Here is a 16,841-nt window from a genome sequence, read left to right as displayed (position 1 = left end):
TTAGGCACATGAGTAATAATATATACAGAAATTAGCGCAGTGCTGAATCCTGTGCTAATTTTTGCACATTTAACTTCTCCACAAAAATTTATTTGCATAGCAAATAAATTTTTAGCGGATGAACTATCTATAAATAAAATAGTGTAAAAAGTGAATTCTAGTCTAACAAAGTTGCCTGCCATTTTTGATAGAGCCTTGCATAAAAAGTTTATTTCAAAAAATATAAAGCACTTTCAAAATCATTCCTTCCTTTTCGATCAAATTTCAGCAAATACGCTAGACTTTCTTAACGACATAAGAGCAGATTTTTCTGACTGCCTTATCTATGGTTTTTTCACGAACACTTCACTTATAAATGCGAAAAATATAACATTATACAACCTCATTGAATGTCAAGCAAAATCAACTAAGCGCAATATAGTGGAGTCTATTATATGCGATGAAGAAGATATAAATCTTAATGGCAAAAAATTTGATCTTATAATATCCCACCTCTCACTGCATTTTATTAATGATGTTCCTGGAGTTTTAACATGTTATCTTGACGCTTTAAAACCTGGCGGTCTTTTTATAGCAAATTTGTTTGGTGACTTTACACTACAAGAACTTAGAAATGCACTTGGGCTTGCTGATTTAGAATACTATGGGGGCGTTTTTCCTAGAGTCTCACCTATGATAAGCTCGAAGTCTGCTGCTGAATTAATGCAAAGATCTGGTTTTGCGAATTCCATTATACAAAATAACCGCATCACTGTATATTACAGCAGCATCAAAGAACTTCTGAACGACATTAGATTTAGCGGACAAAGTAACTGTATGTACAACCGCACAAATGATATTCTACCCAAGACTTTTTTCAAGACCGCTGAAAAATTTTATAAAGAGCAATATCAAACGCATGATGGAAAAATACCAGCAACATTCGACATAATTTCTCTCCATGGCTTCAGAGATAGAGCAATGTAGTCTATCCATGAAAAATTAGCTTAAAGAAGCGGCCATGCGCTAATTTTCGGATATATAGTATGGCGCCAAAAGTCTCGAAACAAGCATGAAATAGCGCCCCTGAGTGTCAGAATAGCGCTTTAAATCCGTAAGAAAATGTTATAATAAACGCAAAAACCTTACGGATTTTGTGCAAGTAGTGTTTTTGCGCGCGGCGCAGGACCAATTAATGTATCCAAAAATTAGCGCAGCGCCGAATCCTAGGCTAATTTTTGCACATCTCACTTCTCCACAAAAATTGATTTGTTTGCGTATATAAATTTTTGGGGGACGGACTATATAATTTACTAGTATCAGACACAAATTCTATAAAATCATTGGCAACTCGCAATAGCAATATCGAGAAATTGCATTAACAATCAATTTTTTATAGATTGAATAGTTTTCTTCCAAGCTTTTCCAGCAACATGTATAGACCCTACCTTTTGTTCAGACCACCTATGCTCTACATCATCAATCGATTTGATATAACACCTCGACGCCCATTCAATTGCAGCATCTACCTTGCTTGATATAAGCTCATATATATTTTCTTCAAGCCATTTTTGTGTATCACATAACGCTTCTAAAACATCTTTGACTCTATATCCAGTCACAGAAGAGAACCCTGATATATCTTTCGACATTGCGATGACTTGAAAATACCTAGCAAATAACTCAGATTGAACATGAGATTTATGATAATGTGACACTTCCTCAAATAAGACTTTTTTTATAGTAGCTTTCAGTGTGATATTACTCACCTTTGCTCTTTTTAAGTTATTCAATAAAACACTTGAAAAATCATGCAGCGGCAGCTCAACTTCTCTTTCCAACATATGTGCAATCTCATGAATAATCACATCATACCCAAGTTTTTTGATGGTAATTACATATCTCTTTTTTTGCTTAAATTTATTTAGCAAATTATTTATTGAGACTGACTCAATAGTCATACAATTACCTTCATCAAGATCAAAAAACTGTCTATCTTGCACTTTGAATCTCAGCAACTCTTGCTGGCATTTAGTCGCACTCAGATCCATCAATGGCTTTAAACAATTATACTGATACAGATGCCGCAGCATCTGCATAAACACCATATTCAAAGACTCTTTTTGAAAATCGGACATTTTTTCTAGAATCATGATTGGATCTGGTTTCGTTAGCATAAAGGTTCCTATTTTAAAATCAGGCTAAGTAGTGAAAATTTCAAATTTAACAAATACAGCTCAATAAGAAATAATTTGCAATAAATAGCACGCCACACATAAAAAACTCAAAATCTCTAACGACAAACTGATATACACTTACATGCTTTTAACCACAGCTCTAACACTAAATATATAGAGTGCACACATCTATTACATAATCCATAAAAATTATCTATACTTTGCTTTATATTTTAGCTAATGTTACAATCCATTTCTATATATAATATGTCTTTTTGATATATAATTCACTAGTAGCAAAAACTGCCACAATATTCAAAACCAACTTCCTGGAAGAAATAATGATGATTAAAACGACTATTGACACGGAAGAGATTGAAAAGTTTAACAAATCCTCAGAAAAATGGTGGGATGAAACCGGAGAATATAGCTTACTACATAAAATGAATCCCGTGAGAATTGAGTATATCAAGGAATGTGCAGCTTTATACCTTCAGTGCATAAACCACACTTTGTATTACAACAAATACAAAACACCTGATAACACTTATATTGGTATAATCAACTCTTACCAAATTATAGAAGCTGAAGCAAGATCTTGCGCTTATCTTCCGCTTAATGGATATAAAATCCTAGATATTGGGTGTGGAGGCGGCATACTCAGCATTCCACTCAAGAGACTTGGCGGAGAAATAGTTGGTATTGATGCTGGAATTGACAATATAAAAGCTGCACGTTTGCATGCACAAAATATGAAAATTGCAATAGATTATATAAATACTACATCGGAAGAGCTTGCAAAATCTCAAAAACATATAGGATCTTACGATATAGTGCTTTGTATGGAAGTCATTGAACACGTTGCTGATTTCAAACTAATTTTAGATTCAGTAGCTAAGCTATTGAAAGATGGGGGCATATTTATATTATCTACTATCAGCAGAACATTGAATTCCTTTGTTAAGGCAATATTTTTTGCTGAATATGCGCTAAACATTGTTCCACGCGGCACGCACTCCTGGAAAAAGTTCCTAAAACCCTCCGAAATTGTACAACATTTAGAAACTATAGGCTTTTCACTCAGAGATATAAAAGGATTGGAATTTAGTATACTTACTCAAAGCTGGCGCAGCACAAACGGTGTTAACACTAATTATATTTTATGTATGCAGAAGACATAAATCTAGCTTTATTTCATTATTTAATGCTTATATACCGCATATAAAATCCCAAAAACGTTAGAAAATTTTGAAACATAATACCTGCCATTTGAACGAATTTTCTAGCAAAATAGAATCTAATTACATTGATAATATATAAAACATTATATCTGTGATTTTAATATATCCTCGCTTTAAATAGTCATTGCATCATAACTCTAAAGAACATAGGATTTATCTTGACCTGCAAGCAATTATGGCGCACATAACTCCAGCAGAAGAAGTAGCAAACTTGCCAAAACCCTTATGGATTTTGTTAAGTAGCGTTTGCTAGGGACAGGACAAATTATATATCCGAAAACTAGCGCAGAGCAGAGGCTTCAGGCTAACCTTTGTACATTTAATTTTCCGCAAAAATTTATTTGCGCAGCAAATCTATTTTTCGGATACCAAATAACATTTAGAAAAACAGTGAAAATTACAGAAATTTTGCGTCAAAACACACTAACAATGACATGACCTAAAAGTTTTAAATTTTATCTATATTATATAGCATTTAATACTCAACTAAATTCTATTTGACTACAGCACTGTTAATAAAATAATTTATTTAAGAAAAGAATGCCATTCTCGTTATATTATATAAAGATATTTATTTGCTCAAAATTACTTCACTTTAACACCAGATAATTTTTTATCAGCTATATACTCACTATACCTCAAAAAGAGTTAGTAAGCATTAGTCTGTGATGCGCTAATTTCAAAAGCATTATGAGCATTGATAAGTTTGACTCTATCTTCCTAAAGCTTTATTATTTTTCTCGCAAATAGCGTTATAGCACGACTTAAACTCCTTGAAATGATTACTATATACACACTTTGCATTAATTAAATTTATTGTTCAATGACACCGGCATATACTAGAAAAATCGCACAAAAGCTGCCAATTAAACAGCTTGCAAAAATTTTTGATGCGATATCTTCTTATGGAGAAGTCCGCCTGGTTGGAGGATGTGTAAGAGATATAATATTTGAAAGCATAAACAAAGCAGCTCAATACGAATCAAGCGATTTGAGAGATGGCAAATCACTGCTCAATCATTCCGATGAAGCAGTAAAAAATCAGCAAAATCCTCCAGCAGATCAGACATCAAACATGGATTATGATATGAGCACCACAATCAAACCATGTGATTTAATTAAGATATTGCACTCTTCTAATATCTCAGCACGCATGATAAGTGCGAAACACGGGACTGTACTAGCAACGCTAGATAATATCAGATGTGAAATCACCACATTACGAAAAGATGTAAAATGTGATGGAAGACATGCGGACGTAGAGTTCATAGATAACTGGGAAGAAGATGCCGCGCGCAGAGATTTCACAATAAATGCGATGTCTATGGATTTGTCGTGGAATATTTATGACTATTTTAATGGACTTGCAGACTTAAAAAATCGCATCGTTAGATTTGTTGGAGATCCTATAAATAGGATCAAAGAAGACCACTTAAGAATTCTTAGATATTTTAGATTCTGCGCATATATTGGAACATCAAATATAGATCAAGCCAGCCTTGCTGCTGCAACCACTCTTTCTTTTGAACTTTCTTCTATATCAGGAAAAAGAATCCGATCTGAATTTTTTAGAATACTTTCTGCGAAATATGCAAAAGATGTAGTGAAGTTAATTTTTAGTCACAAAGTAAATCGTGCTATTGGTATTGCTGATATCAACATAGACCTACTAAGCAGAGTACACTTTAGTGGTGATAGACTGGTCGACATTACAGCCCTTATTATACTTTCTGACTCACACAAAATAGATATACTGAAAATTGCAGATAGATGGAAACTATCTGAAAATGAGAAAAGGACTATGATATCTTTATATGAGCAATATATGACATATGGCAACGCACTTTGCAGCTCTGACATTATGCTACATAAAAAATGCCTATATATCTTCGGGGAACAATTATATAAGAAAATGCTATCTTTAACTTTAGTGCTGAATCATCAACTCAAATTAGATACATTGATAAACCTAATGAAAGATCAAATTATCCCAACCTTTCCAGTTGATGGTTATGACATAAAAAATTTAGGGCTGACAGGAAAAGAGATAGGAGATGCAATGCGACACTTAAAGAAATTATGGATAGACAGCAACTTTAGCATTTCTAAAGAAAAATTGCTCGAAAAAGCTATAAATCATAAAGAGAACCTTTGATCCATCAATTATCTCGTCTACTATACGCTCGTCATACTTTTCAAAATTGATGTCGTCAAAATGCTTCTTATGAAACGCAAGTTACTAGTACGTGCGCCAAAAATCTCAGAAGAGGCATGAAATGCTGTCCCGAGTGTCAAAATAGCGTTTCAAATTGCAAAAACCTTACGGATTTTGTGAAAATAGATTTGCAACATAGGGCTATTAATATATCCAAAAATTAGCATGGGGCTAAGTCCTGGGCTAATTCTTGCGCATTTCACTTTTCCACAAAAATTTATTTGCGCAAGCAAATAAATTGTTAGCGGATGGAACTTGCTAATTACGTTATTATTAATACCAAATCCCATTGTTAACAAGTCATATAATTTACGGTGCAAATATGTACTTCATAACAACATTAAACTCTCCTGCGCAGCGTGTATAAAACTATATCCTGCAGCAAAGAGACATGCTCCAGTTCTCTAATATTGTTCAACGCACTAAGCGCTGACTGCGCATAGAATGCTGCAACCTCTTGAATCTTCTCAAAAATATTTTGACGTACTAAAACTTCTATAATAGCTGCAAAACTCGTCATATCTCTCACGCTTCCACTAAATGACCTGTGCAGCAACTCTTTTTCATCATCACATGCTTCACTAAACGCCAGTATTATAGGCAGAGTCACCTTTCCCTCAAGAAAGTCATTTCCTATTTCTTTACCAAATTCATTTGAGTTTCCAAAATAGTCCAACAAGTCATCTATAATCTGAAACGCAATACCAAAGTTTAGGCCAAATTCATAAAATGCAGATACTATATCCTGCTCTGCATTTGCCGCTATTCCTCCCACTTTACAGGCAGCAGCAAAAAGGGCTGCAGTCTTAGATTTCACAAGATTCATGTAGTCCTGCTGAGTAATACCAACTTGCTCTATTAATTGAAGTTGCCACACTTCGCTTTCTGCTATCGTAGCAGCCGCATTAGAAAGTGTTTCCAAAGCTTCAAGAGAACTTGTCTTTACCATTAATTTGAAAGCTTGACTAAGCAGATAATCACCAACCAATATACTTGCCTTATCACCCCAGATATTATTTGCAGTCTTTCTATTTCTGCGGAGCTTGCTTTGATCTATGACATCATCATGCAATAGAGTTGCAGTATGTATAAACTCAACTGCTGCCGCAAGCAACACATGATCTTCTGTACTGCAACGACAAATCTTTGCACATGCAAGTGTCAGAATGGGCCTGAGCCTCTTTCCACCAGAATTTGCTATGTATGATATAATATCAGGTATCAAGTCAGTGACATGGCTTTTTGCTAAATTTATCATGTACTCATCAACCCCTCTTATGTCTTTAGACACAAAAGCCTTCAGCCTATTTATGGGATTTCCTTCTATCACTCTTTTTCTTTTTCAACGAGGTTTTGCACTGTACTAACCACAGATTCAAGCTCTACAAATGTAGGCTGATAACAGGTAGGAACGTTAGCCCTACCTATCTCTACAGAGATCTGCGGCGGATTGTCACGCAAGTGTGAAAGTATCACATCACGAATCACAAGGTAGAAATGATAATCTTCATCTACGATAGATTCAAGCTTTTTCCCTATGGGCCCAACAACACAGTATGCTAAAAATACTCCAAGGAAAGTACCAACAAGCGCTCCTGCTATCATACCACCTAAAATCTTTGGCGGCTTATCAACACTTGACATAGTTTTAATTACACCAAGCACAGCAGCAACAATACCAAGAGCTGGAAGTCCATCTGCAACTGTGATAAGCGCTTCAGCAACTGCTAACTTTTCATGATGCATTTTTGTCAGTTTTTGCTCTATCGCATCTTCGATTTGGTTTACATCCTCAAGATGCATTCCTATAAGACGCAATGTATCACAAATAAACGTAACTGCAATATTATCTTCTAAGATCCTCGGATATTGCCCAAATAATGGGCTTTCTTCAGGATTTTCTATATGATTTTCAAGCACAAGAATACCTCGAGTTCTTATAGTCTTTGTAATTGCATAAAGAAGGCATAAAAGATCTGTATAATCCTGCTTTTTCCACTTGGACCCTTTAAAGCTGCTACGTACTTGACTCATAGTCTTCTTGATTGTCGTCAACTTATTACTAACCAAAAACGCGCCTAGCGCAGCACCTCCAATCAACATTGTCTCATGCGGCAGTGATCCTAAAACAACTCCTATACTTCCACCACTTATCGTATAAACACCAAAAACACACAGAAAAGTAAAAATCATTCCTAGAAAGCCTAACACAGTAATCACCCATTAATAGTTAAAACTTATCACAGCTATAAGGAGAGTTTAGTAATTATAACGCGTGGAGTAAATAACAAACTAACTATTAGAAATATATATTTATGTATTTTACAGAAATCTTAATGGCTATATATTACAATATATAAATATCGTTGAACTGAATCTATACGCGCGATATATAACATCATGACAATGATGTGCAATATTTTGCCAATGTCGCCCATTTTTTCTTTATATCGCCTTATATATCATAAAAAAATCAAAGAGTGGCAAATTACTGGCTAATTTTAAACAAGCAAAACTGATAGCAATTTATAATATCGAATAGTACTGCGTATTAGACTTTTGCTTTCACACTTGTTCCAGTGAGACAAACACAATGGAGCATACAGTGCACAAAGAAGCGCATAAGCATCCTGAAGGCTAAGGATGCGACAAAGCAATTAGCCGCTGTGGGGAACAAATATTTAAAAGAAGCAGTCTATTGCAAAATGCGATAATATGGTTGTGATTGCGGTTTTCATTGTATTAACCGGCTACTTAAACAAACTCAAGTTGCTGATTAATAACACGAGTGTACAGCAGATTTTCCTGCAATACAAAGAGAAGAATATATTGGCGCTACCTTCATCAGTAGGCGCACGCGGATTTTGATGGCATGATTTTTTAGAGTACTAGTTAATTTCTGAATCAAATATCATATATATTTGCAAAGAAATTAACTAAGTAGCGCGAGTTGCCAATTAAAAATTGGAGAGTTTTCACAATTAGATAGAAGTATGATATGATCACTTTTTTAAAAACTAAAGAGTGGTTTTATGGTTTGTTGTAAGGGATGTTGCTCTGATATCTTTGTAAAGAATGGCATTGTGAGGGGGTGTACAGCGTTATAAGTGCAGATCATGTTCTAAATTTTGTTGAGGGCGATCTGGGCAAGAAGCCTCAAACAGCTGTTAAGAAAGCATTATGCGTTATGCTATATAGTCTTGGTAATGGCTCTTTTTCTATGTTAGGCAAGATATTATGGCATTCGCCGTCCATAATTTATCGCTGGGTAGTAGAGGTGATGGGCAAGACTCAGGAGCCAGTTGTCTCTTCGGATATTATGGAGATGGAATTCGACGAGATGTGGCATTTTATTGGTTCAAAAAAACAAGCTTTGGATCATTAAGGCAGTTGATCGTAGTACAAGGAGAACAGTTGCCTGGGTTACAGGCAATCGTGATACTGCAACATTCCAAAAGCTCTACAAAAAGTGAGTCATCTGAAAGAATGTCATTTTTATACGGATGATTGGGAGGCTTTTTCTAAAATTTTACCCAAAGAGCGTCATACAATTGGAAAGTCTGGCACAGTATGTATCGAGAGAGATAATAGCAACACGCGACATCATTTATGCCGAATGACACGGCGCACTAAAATCGTTTCTAAAAAAGAGTCAATGGTATACGGATCCATCAAGCTTTGGTGCGCTCTTACTATTACACAAATATTCAAACAATATCAAGAACAGCTATTATCTATCTTTATGTGAAAACTCTCAAAAATTAAGCATCTAAGCTATTAATTGCGGGTAATACAGATAAATAGATCTTTCATAAAATCATCAAAAAACAGCACATTGATGCAAAAACCTTTTCCACATGTTATTTTTGTTCATTTGCAAAACACTAAAGCAACATATAGCTCCCTACAAATCTATTATACAGCAATCAATTAATTGGCAACTCACGCTAAGTAATACTTGAAAATCAGGCCAGAAAAACTTACACAATGACTTATCTAATAACGCATACTATTTTATCACTTTAGTGAGCGCTGCAACGTATCTATACTGCAGGCGCAGAGTTGATTTTAACTTTTGCACATATACGAAGTTAGACCGCAAAAAGAGCTAGGAAGAATTGTGGGCGCGTGTATACAAAATACATAAGGAGCATTTTAAAGGCGTAAAATATATATCCTAAGAAGCTGTTGAATTTCGAACCCAATTTTGACAACAAGCTTTAGCTACATTTCTTATCTTTGCCATAAAAGACTCTCTCTCAACTATGCTAAGAGCGCCTCTTGCTTCAAGGATATTAAAAAGATGAGAGGCCTTTAGACAAATATCGTACGCAGGCTGCGCAAGATCCAATCCAGCTAACCTTTCAGCTTCAGATATGTAATCATGAAAATGTGACGAAAGCATTTTTATATTTGCATCTTTAAAGTTATATTGACAGTATTCCTTCTCTGATTGCAAAAAGATATCTGAATACTTCACACCGCGATTATTCCAGGCAAGATCCCAAACGCTATTTATACCTTGGATATACATAGCAATACGTTCAAGTCCATAAGTTAACTCGGCTGGAATTGATTTACACTCTATGGCGCCTATCTGCTGCATATAGGTAAACTGCAGAACCTCCATACCATTACACCAAAGTTCCCAGCCTAGCCCCCAAGCCCCAATTGTAGGATTCTTCCAGTCATCTTCTACAAACCTCATATCATTCTTATGCTTAGAAAGACCTATGCTCTCTAAGCTCTCTATACAGAGCTCTTGTATATTTTCTGGTGATGGCTTCAATATAACCTGAAGTTGATAGTAATGCTGCATTCTATTAGGATTTTCACCATACCTTCCATCAGCTGGTCTGCGACATGGCTGTGCATACACGACATTCCAAGGTTTATCTTCTAAACAACGCAATGTCGTTGCAGGATGCGACGTTCCAGCTCCAACTTCCATATCATATGGCTGCAGGATTACGCAACCATTATTAGCCCAAAAACGCTGCAAAGTGAGTATTATATCTTGAAAGTACATTTTTCTCTATCAAACTTATTCATTCGCAATGATTAGAAGCGCAGCACTGCAACATGTTTAAAGCGACATATTACATAAATTTTCTGAGAAGCTAACTAACTTTAAATACCTATATATGCGTTAGCGAGAAAAATATGCAAAAACTGCAGAGTCAGCATAGAACGCATGATTTTCAGGTGCTAATTATCTGCTTTACTCATATAAAAGTCAATTACTTGTTTTGCTTTGCAAATGATATCATTTAGTTTATCAGCCAAATAAAATTTATGTTTATGATGCTGCGCGCATATTGCCTTGTTAACAGCACAATAACAAATTACAAAAATTTAGCGCTTGTTTTTCTGAAGATTATTCGTATTGTTAATATTTATGTAACAAAATGGTGATTTTATACTGCTTCCTCTGTATTCTTCATATTCTATCATTTGAATATTAATGCATTTAGTATTATAATTCGCTCTACAACTTCGCATTGGGATCGCGATTTTTGCTTATTAAAAAGATTTCTCCACAAACTTAAAGCTAAAGCTCTCAGTATTTATCAGATAAATCGATAAAGAGAGCAGATGACGATGCCCGGCAAAGAAGCCGGTAGCGAATTTTAATTTAATTGGCGATTTTTGCAGCAAAATATAGAATGAGCTTCGTTTAATTGAGAGTTTTCACAATTAGATAGAAGTATGATATGATCACTTTTTTAAAAACTAAAGAGTGGTTTTATGGTTTGTTGTAAGGGATGTTGCTCTGATATCTTTGTAAAGAATGGCATTGTGAGGGATGTACAGCGTTATAAGTGCAGATCATGTTCTAAATTTTGTTGAGGGCGATCTGGGCAAGAAGCCTCAAACAGCTGTTAAGAAAGCATTATGCGTTATGCTATATAGTCTTGGTAATGGCTCTTTTTCTATGTTAGGCAAGATATTAGGGCATTCGCCGTCCATAATTTATCGCTGGGTAGTAGAGGCGATGGGCAAGACTCAGGAGCCAGTTGTCTCTTCGGATATTATGGAGATGGAATTCGACGAGATGTGGCATTTTATTGGTTCAAAAAAACAAGCTTTGGATCATTAAGGCAGTTGATCGTAGTACAAGGAGAACAGTTGCCTGGGTTACAGGCAATCGTGATACTGCAACATTCCAAAAGCTCTACAACAAAGTGAGTCATCTGAAAGAATGTCATTTTTATACGGATGATTGGGAGGCTTTTTCTAAAATTTTACCCAAAGAGCGTCATACAATTGGAAAGTCTGGCACAGTTCTTAACAGCTGTTTGAGGCTTCTTGCCCAGATCGCCCTCAACAAAATTTAGAACATGATCTGCACTTATAACGCTGTACACCCCCTTACAATGCCATTCTTTACAAAGATATCAGAGCAACATCCCTTACAACAAACCATAAAACCACTCTTTAGTTTTTAAAAAAGTGATCATATCATACTTCTATCTAATTGTGAAAACTCTCTCTAAAACAAAGGCTGAATGATGTTACGATACCTGAAGATGCCAAGCAAATCTCAATTATTGAGCTGGATGAGCTTTTTAGTTATTGCCAAAAAAAACTAACAAAGTCTACATTTGGCTTGCTGTTGATAGGGACAGAAATAAAGTTGTTGATTTTGAAGTGAGCATTGTCAGGGATTTTGCATCCTATCTTCCGATTGCCATGCGATTACAAAGTATAGCATAAGTGACTAAGATACTGACAAAAGTTAGGAATTAAGATATAAAAAGTGAGTATGAAATAAAAAGCATAAAATTATGGCAAGAGCATATCCAATAGAACTTAGGGTAAGAGTAATAGAAGCATTAGAAAATGGTGCAAGAATCACTAAAGTGAGTAAACTATTTAGAGTGAGTCGTGATACTATCTATAAGTGGAAAATTCTGCAAGATAAGCACGGTTCTTTGAAAGCAGCAAGTGGTTATCAAAAAGGTCACAGTCATAAGATCAAAAATCTAGAAGATTTTAAAGAATTTTTTGAATTAAATATTGCTATGACATCAAAAGAACTAGCAAAGAAGTGGTGTAATATATCACCTACAACGATCTTACAGGCGATAAAAAAACTTGGTTATAGCTATAAAAAAAACTCATCTTCATCCGAAAAGAGATATTCCGTTAAGACATGAATTTATTGAAAAGATAAAAACCATCACAAGAGATAAAATAGTATATCTTGATGAATCTGGAATAGAAGATAATGCTTGTAAAGGATATGGTTGTAGTATTTTAGGAGAAAGGTGCTATGGGGAAAAGGTGTATCAACATAAAACTAGAATAAGTATGATAGCTGGTCTTTGTAATTGTAATCTTATTGCTCCCGTAATATTTGAGGGTAATTGCAATAAAGAGGTCTTTGAAGCTTATATTAGGGAGATGTTAATTAAAGAATTAAAACCTGGACAAACTGTTGTTATGGATAACATTAACTTCCATAAGAATCCTAAAGTGAAAGAGTTAATTGAATCTGTGGGTTGTTACATATTATTTTTACCAACTTACTCTCCTGATTTAAATCCTATAGAGCATTACTGGTTTAAGATAAAAAATGAAATTAGAAAAACTATAGATTTATTTGATACTCTTTATGATGCTGTTTTTAATACAATTAAATTGTCAGCACCTTAGTCACTTATGCTATAGCTACGAGATAGAGATATCATGCAGTGACCATTACGACGTTTATGAAAAATTTAGGATTGCTAAAAAACACTATTCTACTAAGGCAGAAACGTCTTTAGTGGAATCATTCAACTCATTAATACGGCACTATTTAGCCAGGTTTCATCGTAAAACCAAACGTTACAGTAAGGCCATAGATATGATCTATAACTCTATCCTAATGCTTTTTAATAAAGACTTGCTGACATATATCTTTTAGTTAGCAATGCCTTTTTATTGCTCAGCTGATGGTATCTGTGTCAATTTATCGCGATTTTTTATGGCAGAATGGGAAAAATGCCTGTAAGGCGCGCAAAATGCTGCGTTTCAAACATGCACCCTCTGTTGCCACTTTGTGGCATTAGCCATAAGAAGACTGAGTAGCAAGAAGCAAGTAATAATAGAACAAGAGTAATAATAGAACAATAAAAGCTTAAGACGATGGCGATTTAGATTGTTTAACCAATTGTCTTTAAGGAGGTAATCCAGCCGCAGGTTCCCCTACGGCTACCTTGTTACGACTTCACCCCAGTCATCAATCTTACCGTGATAAGCTGCCTCCTTGCGGTTAGCCCACCTATTTCAGGTAAAATCAACTCCCATGGCGTGACGGGCAGTGTGTACAAGACCCGGGAACGTATTCACCGCAGCGTGCTGATCTGCGATTACTAGCGATTCCAACTTCATGCACCCGAGTTGCAGGGTACAATCCGAACTGGGATGGCTTTTATAGGTTTGCTCCGAGTCACCTCTTTGCATCTCATTGTAGCCACCATTGTAACACGTGTGTAGCCCAGACCATAAGGGCCATGCTGACTTGACATCATCCCCACCTTCCTCCGGTTTCTCACCGGCAGTTCCCTTAAAGTTCCCAGCTTTACCTGATGGCAACTAAGGGTAAGGGTTGCGCTCGTTGCGGGACTTAACCCAACATCTCACGACACGAGCTGACGACAGCCATGCAACACCTGTGATAGTCCGGCCGAACCGACCAGCTAGTTTCCTAGCCGTACGACTATCATGTCAAGATCTGGTAAGGTTTTTCGCGTAGCATCGAATTAAACCACATGTTCCACCGCTTGTGCGGGTCCCCGTCAATTCCTTTGAGTTTTAATCTTGCGACCGTACTCCCCAGGCGGAGTGCTTAACGCGTTAGCTGCGACACTGAGGAAAACCCCCAACATCTAGCACTCATCGTTTACTGCGTGGACTACCAGGGTATCTAATCCTGTTTGCTCCCCACGCTTTCGTACAACAGCGTCAGTAATCAGCCAGATGGCCGCTTTCGCCACCGGTGTTCCTCCTAATATCTACGAATTTCACCTCTACACTAGGAATTCCGCCATCCCCTCTGATACTCTAGCTTAGTAGTTTTGAAAGCAATTCTTGGGTTAAGCCCAAGGATTTCACTCCCAACTTACTAAGCCGCCTACGTACGCTTTACGCCCAATAATTCCGAGTAACGCTAGCTCCCTTCGTATTACCGCGGCTGCTGGCACGAAGTTAGCCGGAGCTTCTTTTGTAGGTACCGTCATTATCTTCCCTACTGAAAGAGCTTTACAACCCGAAGGCCTTCTTCACTCACGCGGCGTCGCTGGATCAGGCTTTCGCCCATTGTCCAATATTCCCCACTGCTGCCTCCCGTAGGAGTCTGGACCGTGTCTCAGTTCCAGTGTGGCTGATCATCCTCTCAGACCAGCTAAAGATCGTAGCCTTGGTAAGCATTTACCTCACCAACTAGCTAATCTTGCATGGGCTCATCTTGTAGCGATAAATCTTTCACCTCTCGGCAATATACGGTATTAGCTCTTGTTTCCAATAGTTATTCCGTACTGCAAGGTAGATTCCCATGTATTACTCACCCGTTTGCCACTAAAATAATCAGTGCAAGCACCAATTATTTCCGTTCAACTTGCATGTGTTAAGCACGCCGCCAGCGTTCACTCTGAGCCAGGATCAAACTCTCATGTTAAGTATTAGCTTAACGCTAAAATACTCTTACCACCGTCTTATTGCTTGTATTGTCTATTTACACTTTCAAAGAAAAAGCGAGTTAGCTTTAAGCTAGTTATCTTTCAAGCTCGCCATAGGGGTGAATATATGCTATTTACCCGGCACTGTCAAACACTTTTCTTAAGAAACTATATTATTTTTTCATTGGAATAGAATGTAATATAATACTCCATACTAAAACAACGATATGTATTAGCTAAAAATAAGTCATCAAAAGAATTATACCAAGCATTATAAAGCCAAGAAACATAGCCTGTTGAAATCAAATTATAATGCTCAACATAGCAGTAATAACCAGCATTATTTGTATACAGAAAATAGATAATTAGATCGATCAATAAAAACTAAAAATCTTCAGCAAAAAATTGCAAGAACAAACCAACGCTATTCAGCCATGCATTATTTCAAAAATAGCAACACTATCCTAATTGTGACTTTAGAAGATTTATACCGCAGGTAAATGAAGAAGTTGGTCTTGCGGATTTTTATACAAAGCTATGACACTACTGGCGAAGCCACTTTCACAGATATTTTTGGCATGATTTTTAAGTATTACTTAGTTAATTTCTTCGCAAATATATATGATATTTGATTCAGAAATTAAACTGGTACTATAAAAAATCATGCCATTAAAATCCGCGCGGGCGCACTGATGAAGGCAGCGCCATATTTCAAAAAGAGCTAGAAAGAATTAAGGAAGTATGTGTATAACCAATATATCGCTAGCGGTCTTTAAGACGCCAATTTTGAAAAGTATGACGAACAAATAAGTTTGAGGGTATAGCGCAGTACAGGCCATAGATGCGCAAGCAACTGCTTGCTACTAAACGTACGCAAACAAAAGTAGTAGCTTAAAATATGAAGTGACAGATAGAATATAAGGAGAATAGCGCATCTACCTATTCCGCTATTCTGTAGTCTTGCAAGATTGAAATTATCTTTTCTTTAGCAACATCTAATTCCATCCCACTTGCAACCGCATATTCACGAGCAAGACGATCTAACGCAGCATCGTATATTAATTTCTCACTATACGATCTCTCTTGGTCACTGATTTGCCTATACAGATCCCTAACCACCTCAGCAATAAGCTTGATATCTCCAGAATTTATTTTCTGCTCATACTCCTGCGCACGCTTACTCCACATATTCTTGTTCATTTTAGCTGCACTTCTCAGAACAGATATCACATTTGCAAAATCCTTCTCCGAACTTAAATGACGCAACCCAGTCTTAAGAGCTCTGGATTTTGGAACTCTAAGCACCATTTTGTCCTTTGCAAATGAAATCACATAAAGTTTGGTCTCTATTCCACCAATCAACTCTACTTCCTCACCTGTAATCTGACCAACACCATGCGTTGGATAAATCACAGGATCACCAATTCGAAATACTTTAGTCTCAGATGTTTTCATTATCACCACACTCTGCTAATTTCTTGCTGTTTATAAAATAACCTGAGTCATTATAACACAAGTACAGCAATAATACAAACTCGACTAAACAATTGAAAACATATGTGCA

General features: G+C 36.3%; 16 protein-coding genes and 1 rRNA gene. 11 read left to right on the top strand and 6 right to left on the bottom strand.

The annotated features are described in order from the left end of the window. Positions 1–150 precede the first annotated feature (150 nt). Positions 151–966: a methyltransferase domain-containing protein gene (locus AACK98_RS00530; protein WP_339041469.1), complete on the top strand. Its 816-nt coding sequence runs from the start codon at positions 151–153 to the stop codon at positions 964–966. Positions 967–1,364: 398 nt separating this feature from the next. On the opposite strand, the gene AACK98_RS00525 is transcribed toward AACK98_RS00530, so the two are convergent. Further along, the gene (locus AACK98_RS00525) at positions 1,365–1,982 is read right to left on the bottom strand and encodes a hypothetical protein (protein WP_339041467.1); all 618 of its coding nucleotides are present in this window, start codon (positions 1,980–1,982) and stop codon (positions 1,365–1,367) included. Between the two features lie 449 nt (positions 1,983–2,431). Here AACK98_RS00525 and ubiG point away from each other — a divergent pair, with 449 nt between their 5' ends. After that, complete coding sequence (ubiG, locus tag AACK98_RS00520; RefSeq protein ID WP_339041464.1) at positions 2,432–3,337, top strand: bifunctional 2-polyprenyl-6-hydroxyphenol methylase/3-demethylubiquinol 3-O-methyltransferase UbiG; 906 nt, start codon at positions 2,432–2,434, stop codon at positions 3,335–3,337. A gap of 883 nt (positions 3,338–4,220) precedes the next feature. Further along, positions 4,221–5,552, top strand: a complete 1,332-nt coding sequence (locus AACK98_RS00515; protein ID WP_339041462.1) for a hypothetical protein — start codon at positions 4,221–4,223, stop codon at positions 5,550–5,552. A gap of 400 nt (positions 5,553–5,952) precedes the next feature. Here AACK98_RS00515 and AACK98_RS00510 read toward each other — a convergent pair whose 3' ends face one another. After that, entirely contained in the window at positions 5,953–6,903 is a 951-nt protein-coding gene (locus AACK98_RS00510; protein WP_339041460.1) for a polyprenyl synthetase family protein, read from the bottom strand. A gap of 35 nt (positions 6,904–6,938) precedes the next feature. Continuing rightward, positions 6,939–7,832, bottom strand: coding sequence for a flagellar motor stator protein MotA (gene motA / locus AACK98_RS00505; RefSeq protein ID WP_339041459.1), 894 nt, complete (start codon positions 7,830–7,832; stop codon positions 6,939–6,941). A gap of 871 nt (positions 7,833–8,703) precedes the next feature. On the opposite strand from motA, the gene AACK98_RS00500 reads away from it, so the two are divergent. Genes AACK98_RS00500 through AACK98_RS00490 form a run of 3 tightly spaced genes read left to right on the top strand, consistent with a single transcriptional unit; the run spans position 8,704 to position 9,360 of the window. Then, positions 8,704–8,997 carry a hypothetical protein gene (locus AACK98_RS00500; RefSeq protein ID WP_339041092.1) on the top strand — a complete coding sequence of 98 codons (294 nt, stop codon included), beginning with the start codon at positions 8,704–8,706 and terminating at the stop codon, positions 8,995–8,997. Continuing rightward, a complete protein-coding gene (locus AACK98_RS00495; protein WP_339040402.1) occupies positions 8,955–9,119 on the top strand; it encodes a hypothetical protein in 165 nt (54 codons plus the stop codon). The genes AACK98_RS00500 and AACK98_RS00495 overlap by 43 nt, the downstream gene beginning before the upstream one ends. Next, a complete protein-coding gene (locus tag AACK98_RS00490; protein ID WP_339041457.1) occupies positions 9,082–9,360 on the top strand; it encodes an IS1 family transposase in 279 nt (92 codons plus the stop codon). The genes AACK98_RS00495 and AACK98_RS00490 overlap by 38 nt, the downstream gene beginning before the upstream one ends. Positions 9,361–9,789: 429 nt before the next feature. Here the strand turns inward: AACK98_RS00490 and AACK98_RS00485 are convergent, their stop codons facing one another. Further along, entirely contained in the window at positions 9,790–10,641 is an 852-nt protein-coding gene (locus AACK98_RS00485; RefSeq protein WP_339041455.1) for a glycine--tRNA ligase subunit alpha, read from the bottom strand. A gap of 777 nt (positions 10,642–11,418) precedes the next feature. Here AACK98_RS00485 and AACK98_RS00480 point away from each other — a divergent pair. The 5 genes from AACK98_RS00480 (at position 11,419) to AACK98_RS00460 (ending at position 13,524) form a co-directional block, all read left to right on the top strand. Continuing rightward, positions 11,419–11,712: a hypothetical protein gene (locus AACK98_RS00480; protein ID WP_339041453.1), complete on the top strand. Its 294-nt coding sequence runs from the start codon at positions 11,419–11,421 to the stop codon at positions 11,710–11,712. Continuing rightward, complete coding sequence (locus tag AACK98_RS00475; RefSeq protein WP_339041451.1) at positions 11,681–11,950, top strand: IS1 family transposase; 270 nt, start codon at positions 11,681–11,683, stop codon at positions 11,948–11,950. Before AACK98_RS00480 ends, AACK98_RS00475 begins: the two co-directional genes overlap by 32 nt. A gap of 238 nt (positions 11,951–12,188) precedes the next feature. Next, positions 12,189–12,329: a hypothetical protein gene (locus tag AACK98_RS00470; RefSeq protein ID WP_339041449.1), complete on the top strand. Its 141-nt coding sequence runs from the start codon at positions 12,189–12,191 to the stop codon at positions 12,327–12,329. A gap of 71 nt (positions 12,330–12,400) precedes the next feature. Beyond that, a protein-coding gene (locus AACK98_RS00465) for an IS630 family transposase (RefSeq protein WP_339040258.1) occupies positions 12,401–13,271 on the top strand; the annotation gives its coding sequence in 2 pieces (ribosomal slippage) (positions 12,401–12,724 and positions 12,726–13,271; 870 coding nt in all). Beyond that, positions 13,234–13,524 (top strand): IS1 family transposase, encoded by a 291-nt coding sequence (locus AACK98_RS00460; protein WP_339041447.1) that lies wholly within the window; start codon positions 13,234–13,236, stop codon positions 13,522–13,524. The genes AACK98_RS00465 and AACK98_RS00460 overlap by 38 nt, the downstream gene beginning before the upstream one ends. Positions 13,525–13,777: 253 nt before the next feature. On the opposite strand, the gene AACK98_RS00455 is transcribed toward AACK98_RS00460, so the two are convergent. Continuing rightward, positions 13,778–15,276 (bottom strand): 16S ribosomal RNA (locus tag AACK98_RS00455). Positions 15,277–16,216: 940 nt separating this feature from the next. After that, positions 16,217–16,732 (bottom strand): CarD family transcriptional regulator, encoded by a 516-nt coding sequence (locus AACK98_RS00450; RefSeq protein ID WP_339042721.1) that lies wholly within the window; start codon positions 16,730–16,732, stop codon positions 16,217–16,219. Between the last annotated feature and the right edge of the window lie 109 nt (positions 16,733–16,841).

Source organism: Candidatus Lariskella endosymbiont of Hedychridium roseum (genome assembly GCF_964020185.1).
In the GTDB taxonomy this organism is placed as follows: Bacteria; Pseudomonadota; Alphaproteobacteria; order Rickettsiales; family Midichloriaceae; genus Lariskella.
This window is presented reverse-complemented; position numbering and strand designations above follow the sequence as displayed.

What these genes read in the sequence shown, in the direction of transcription:
- AACK98_RS00515 (WP_339041462.1), top strand. Translation starts at nt 4,221, where the DNA reads ATGACACCGGCATATACTAGAAAAATCGCACAAAAGCTGCCAATTAAA.
- AACK98_RS00485 (WP_339041455.1), bottom strand. Translation starts at nt 10,641, where the DNA reads ATGTACTTTCAAGATATAATACTCACTTTGCAGCGTTTTTGGGCTAAT.
- AACK98_RS00480 (WP_339041453.1), top strand. Translation starts at nt 11,419, where the DNA reads ATGTACAGCGTTATAAGTGCAGATCATGTTCTAAATTTTGTTGAGGGC.
- AACK98_RS00460 (WP_339041447.1), top strand. Translation starts at nt 13,234, where the DNA reads ATGCTGTTTTTAATACAATTAAATTGTCAGCACCTTAGTCACTTATGC.
- AACK98_RS00450 (WP_339042721.1), bottom strand. Translation starts at nt 16,732, where the DNA reads ATGAAAACATCTGAGACTAAAGTATTTCGAATTGGTGATCCTGTGATT.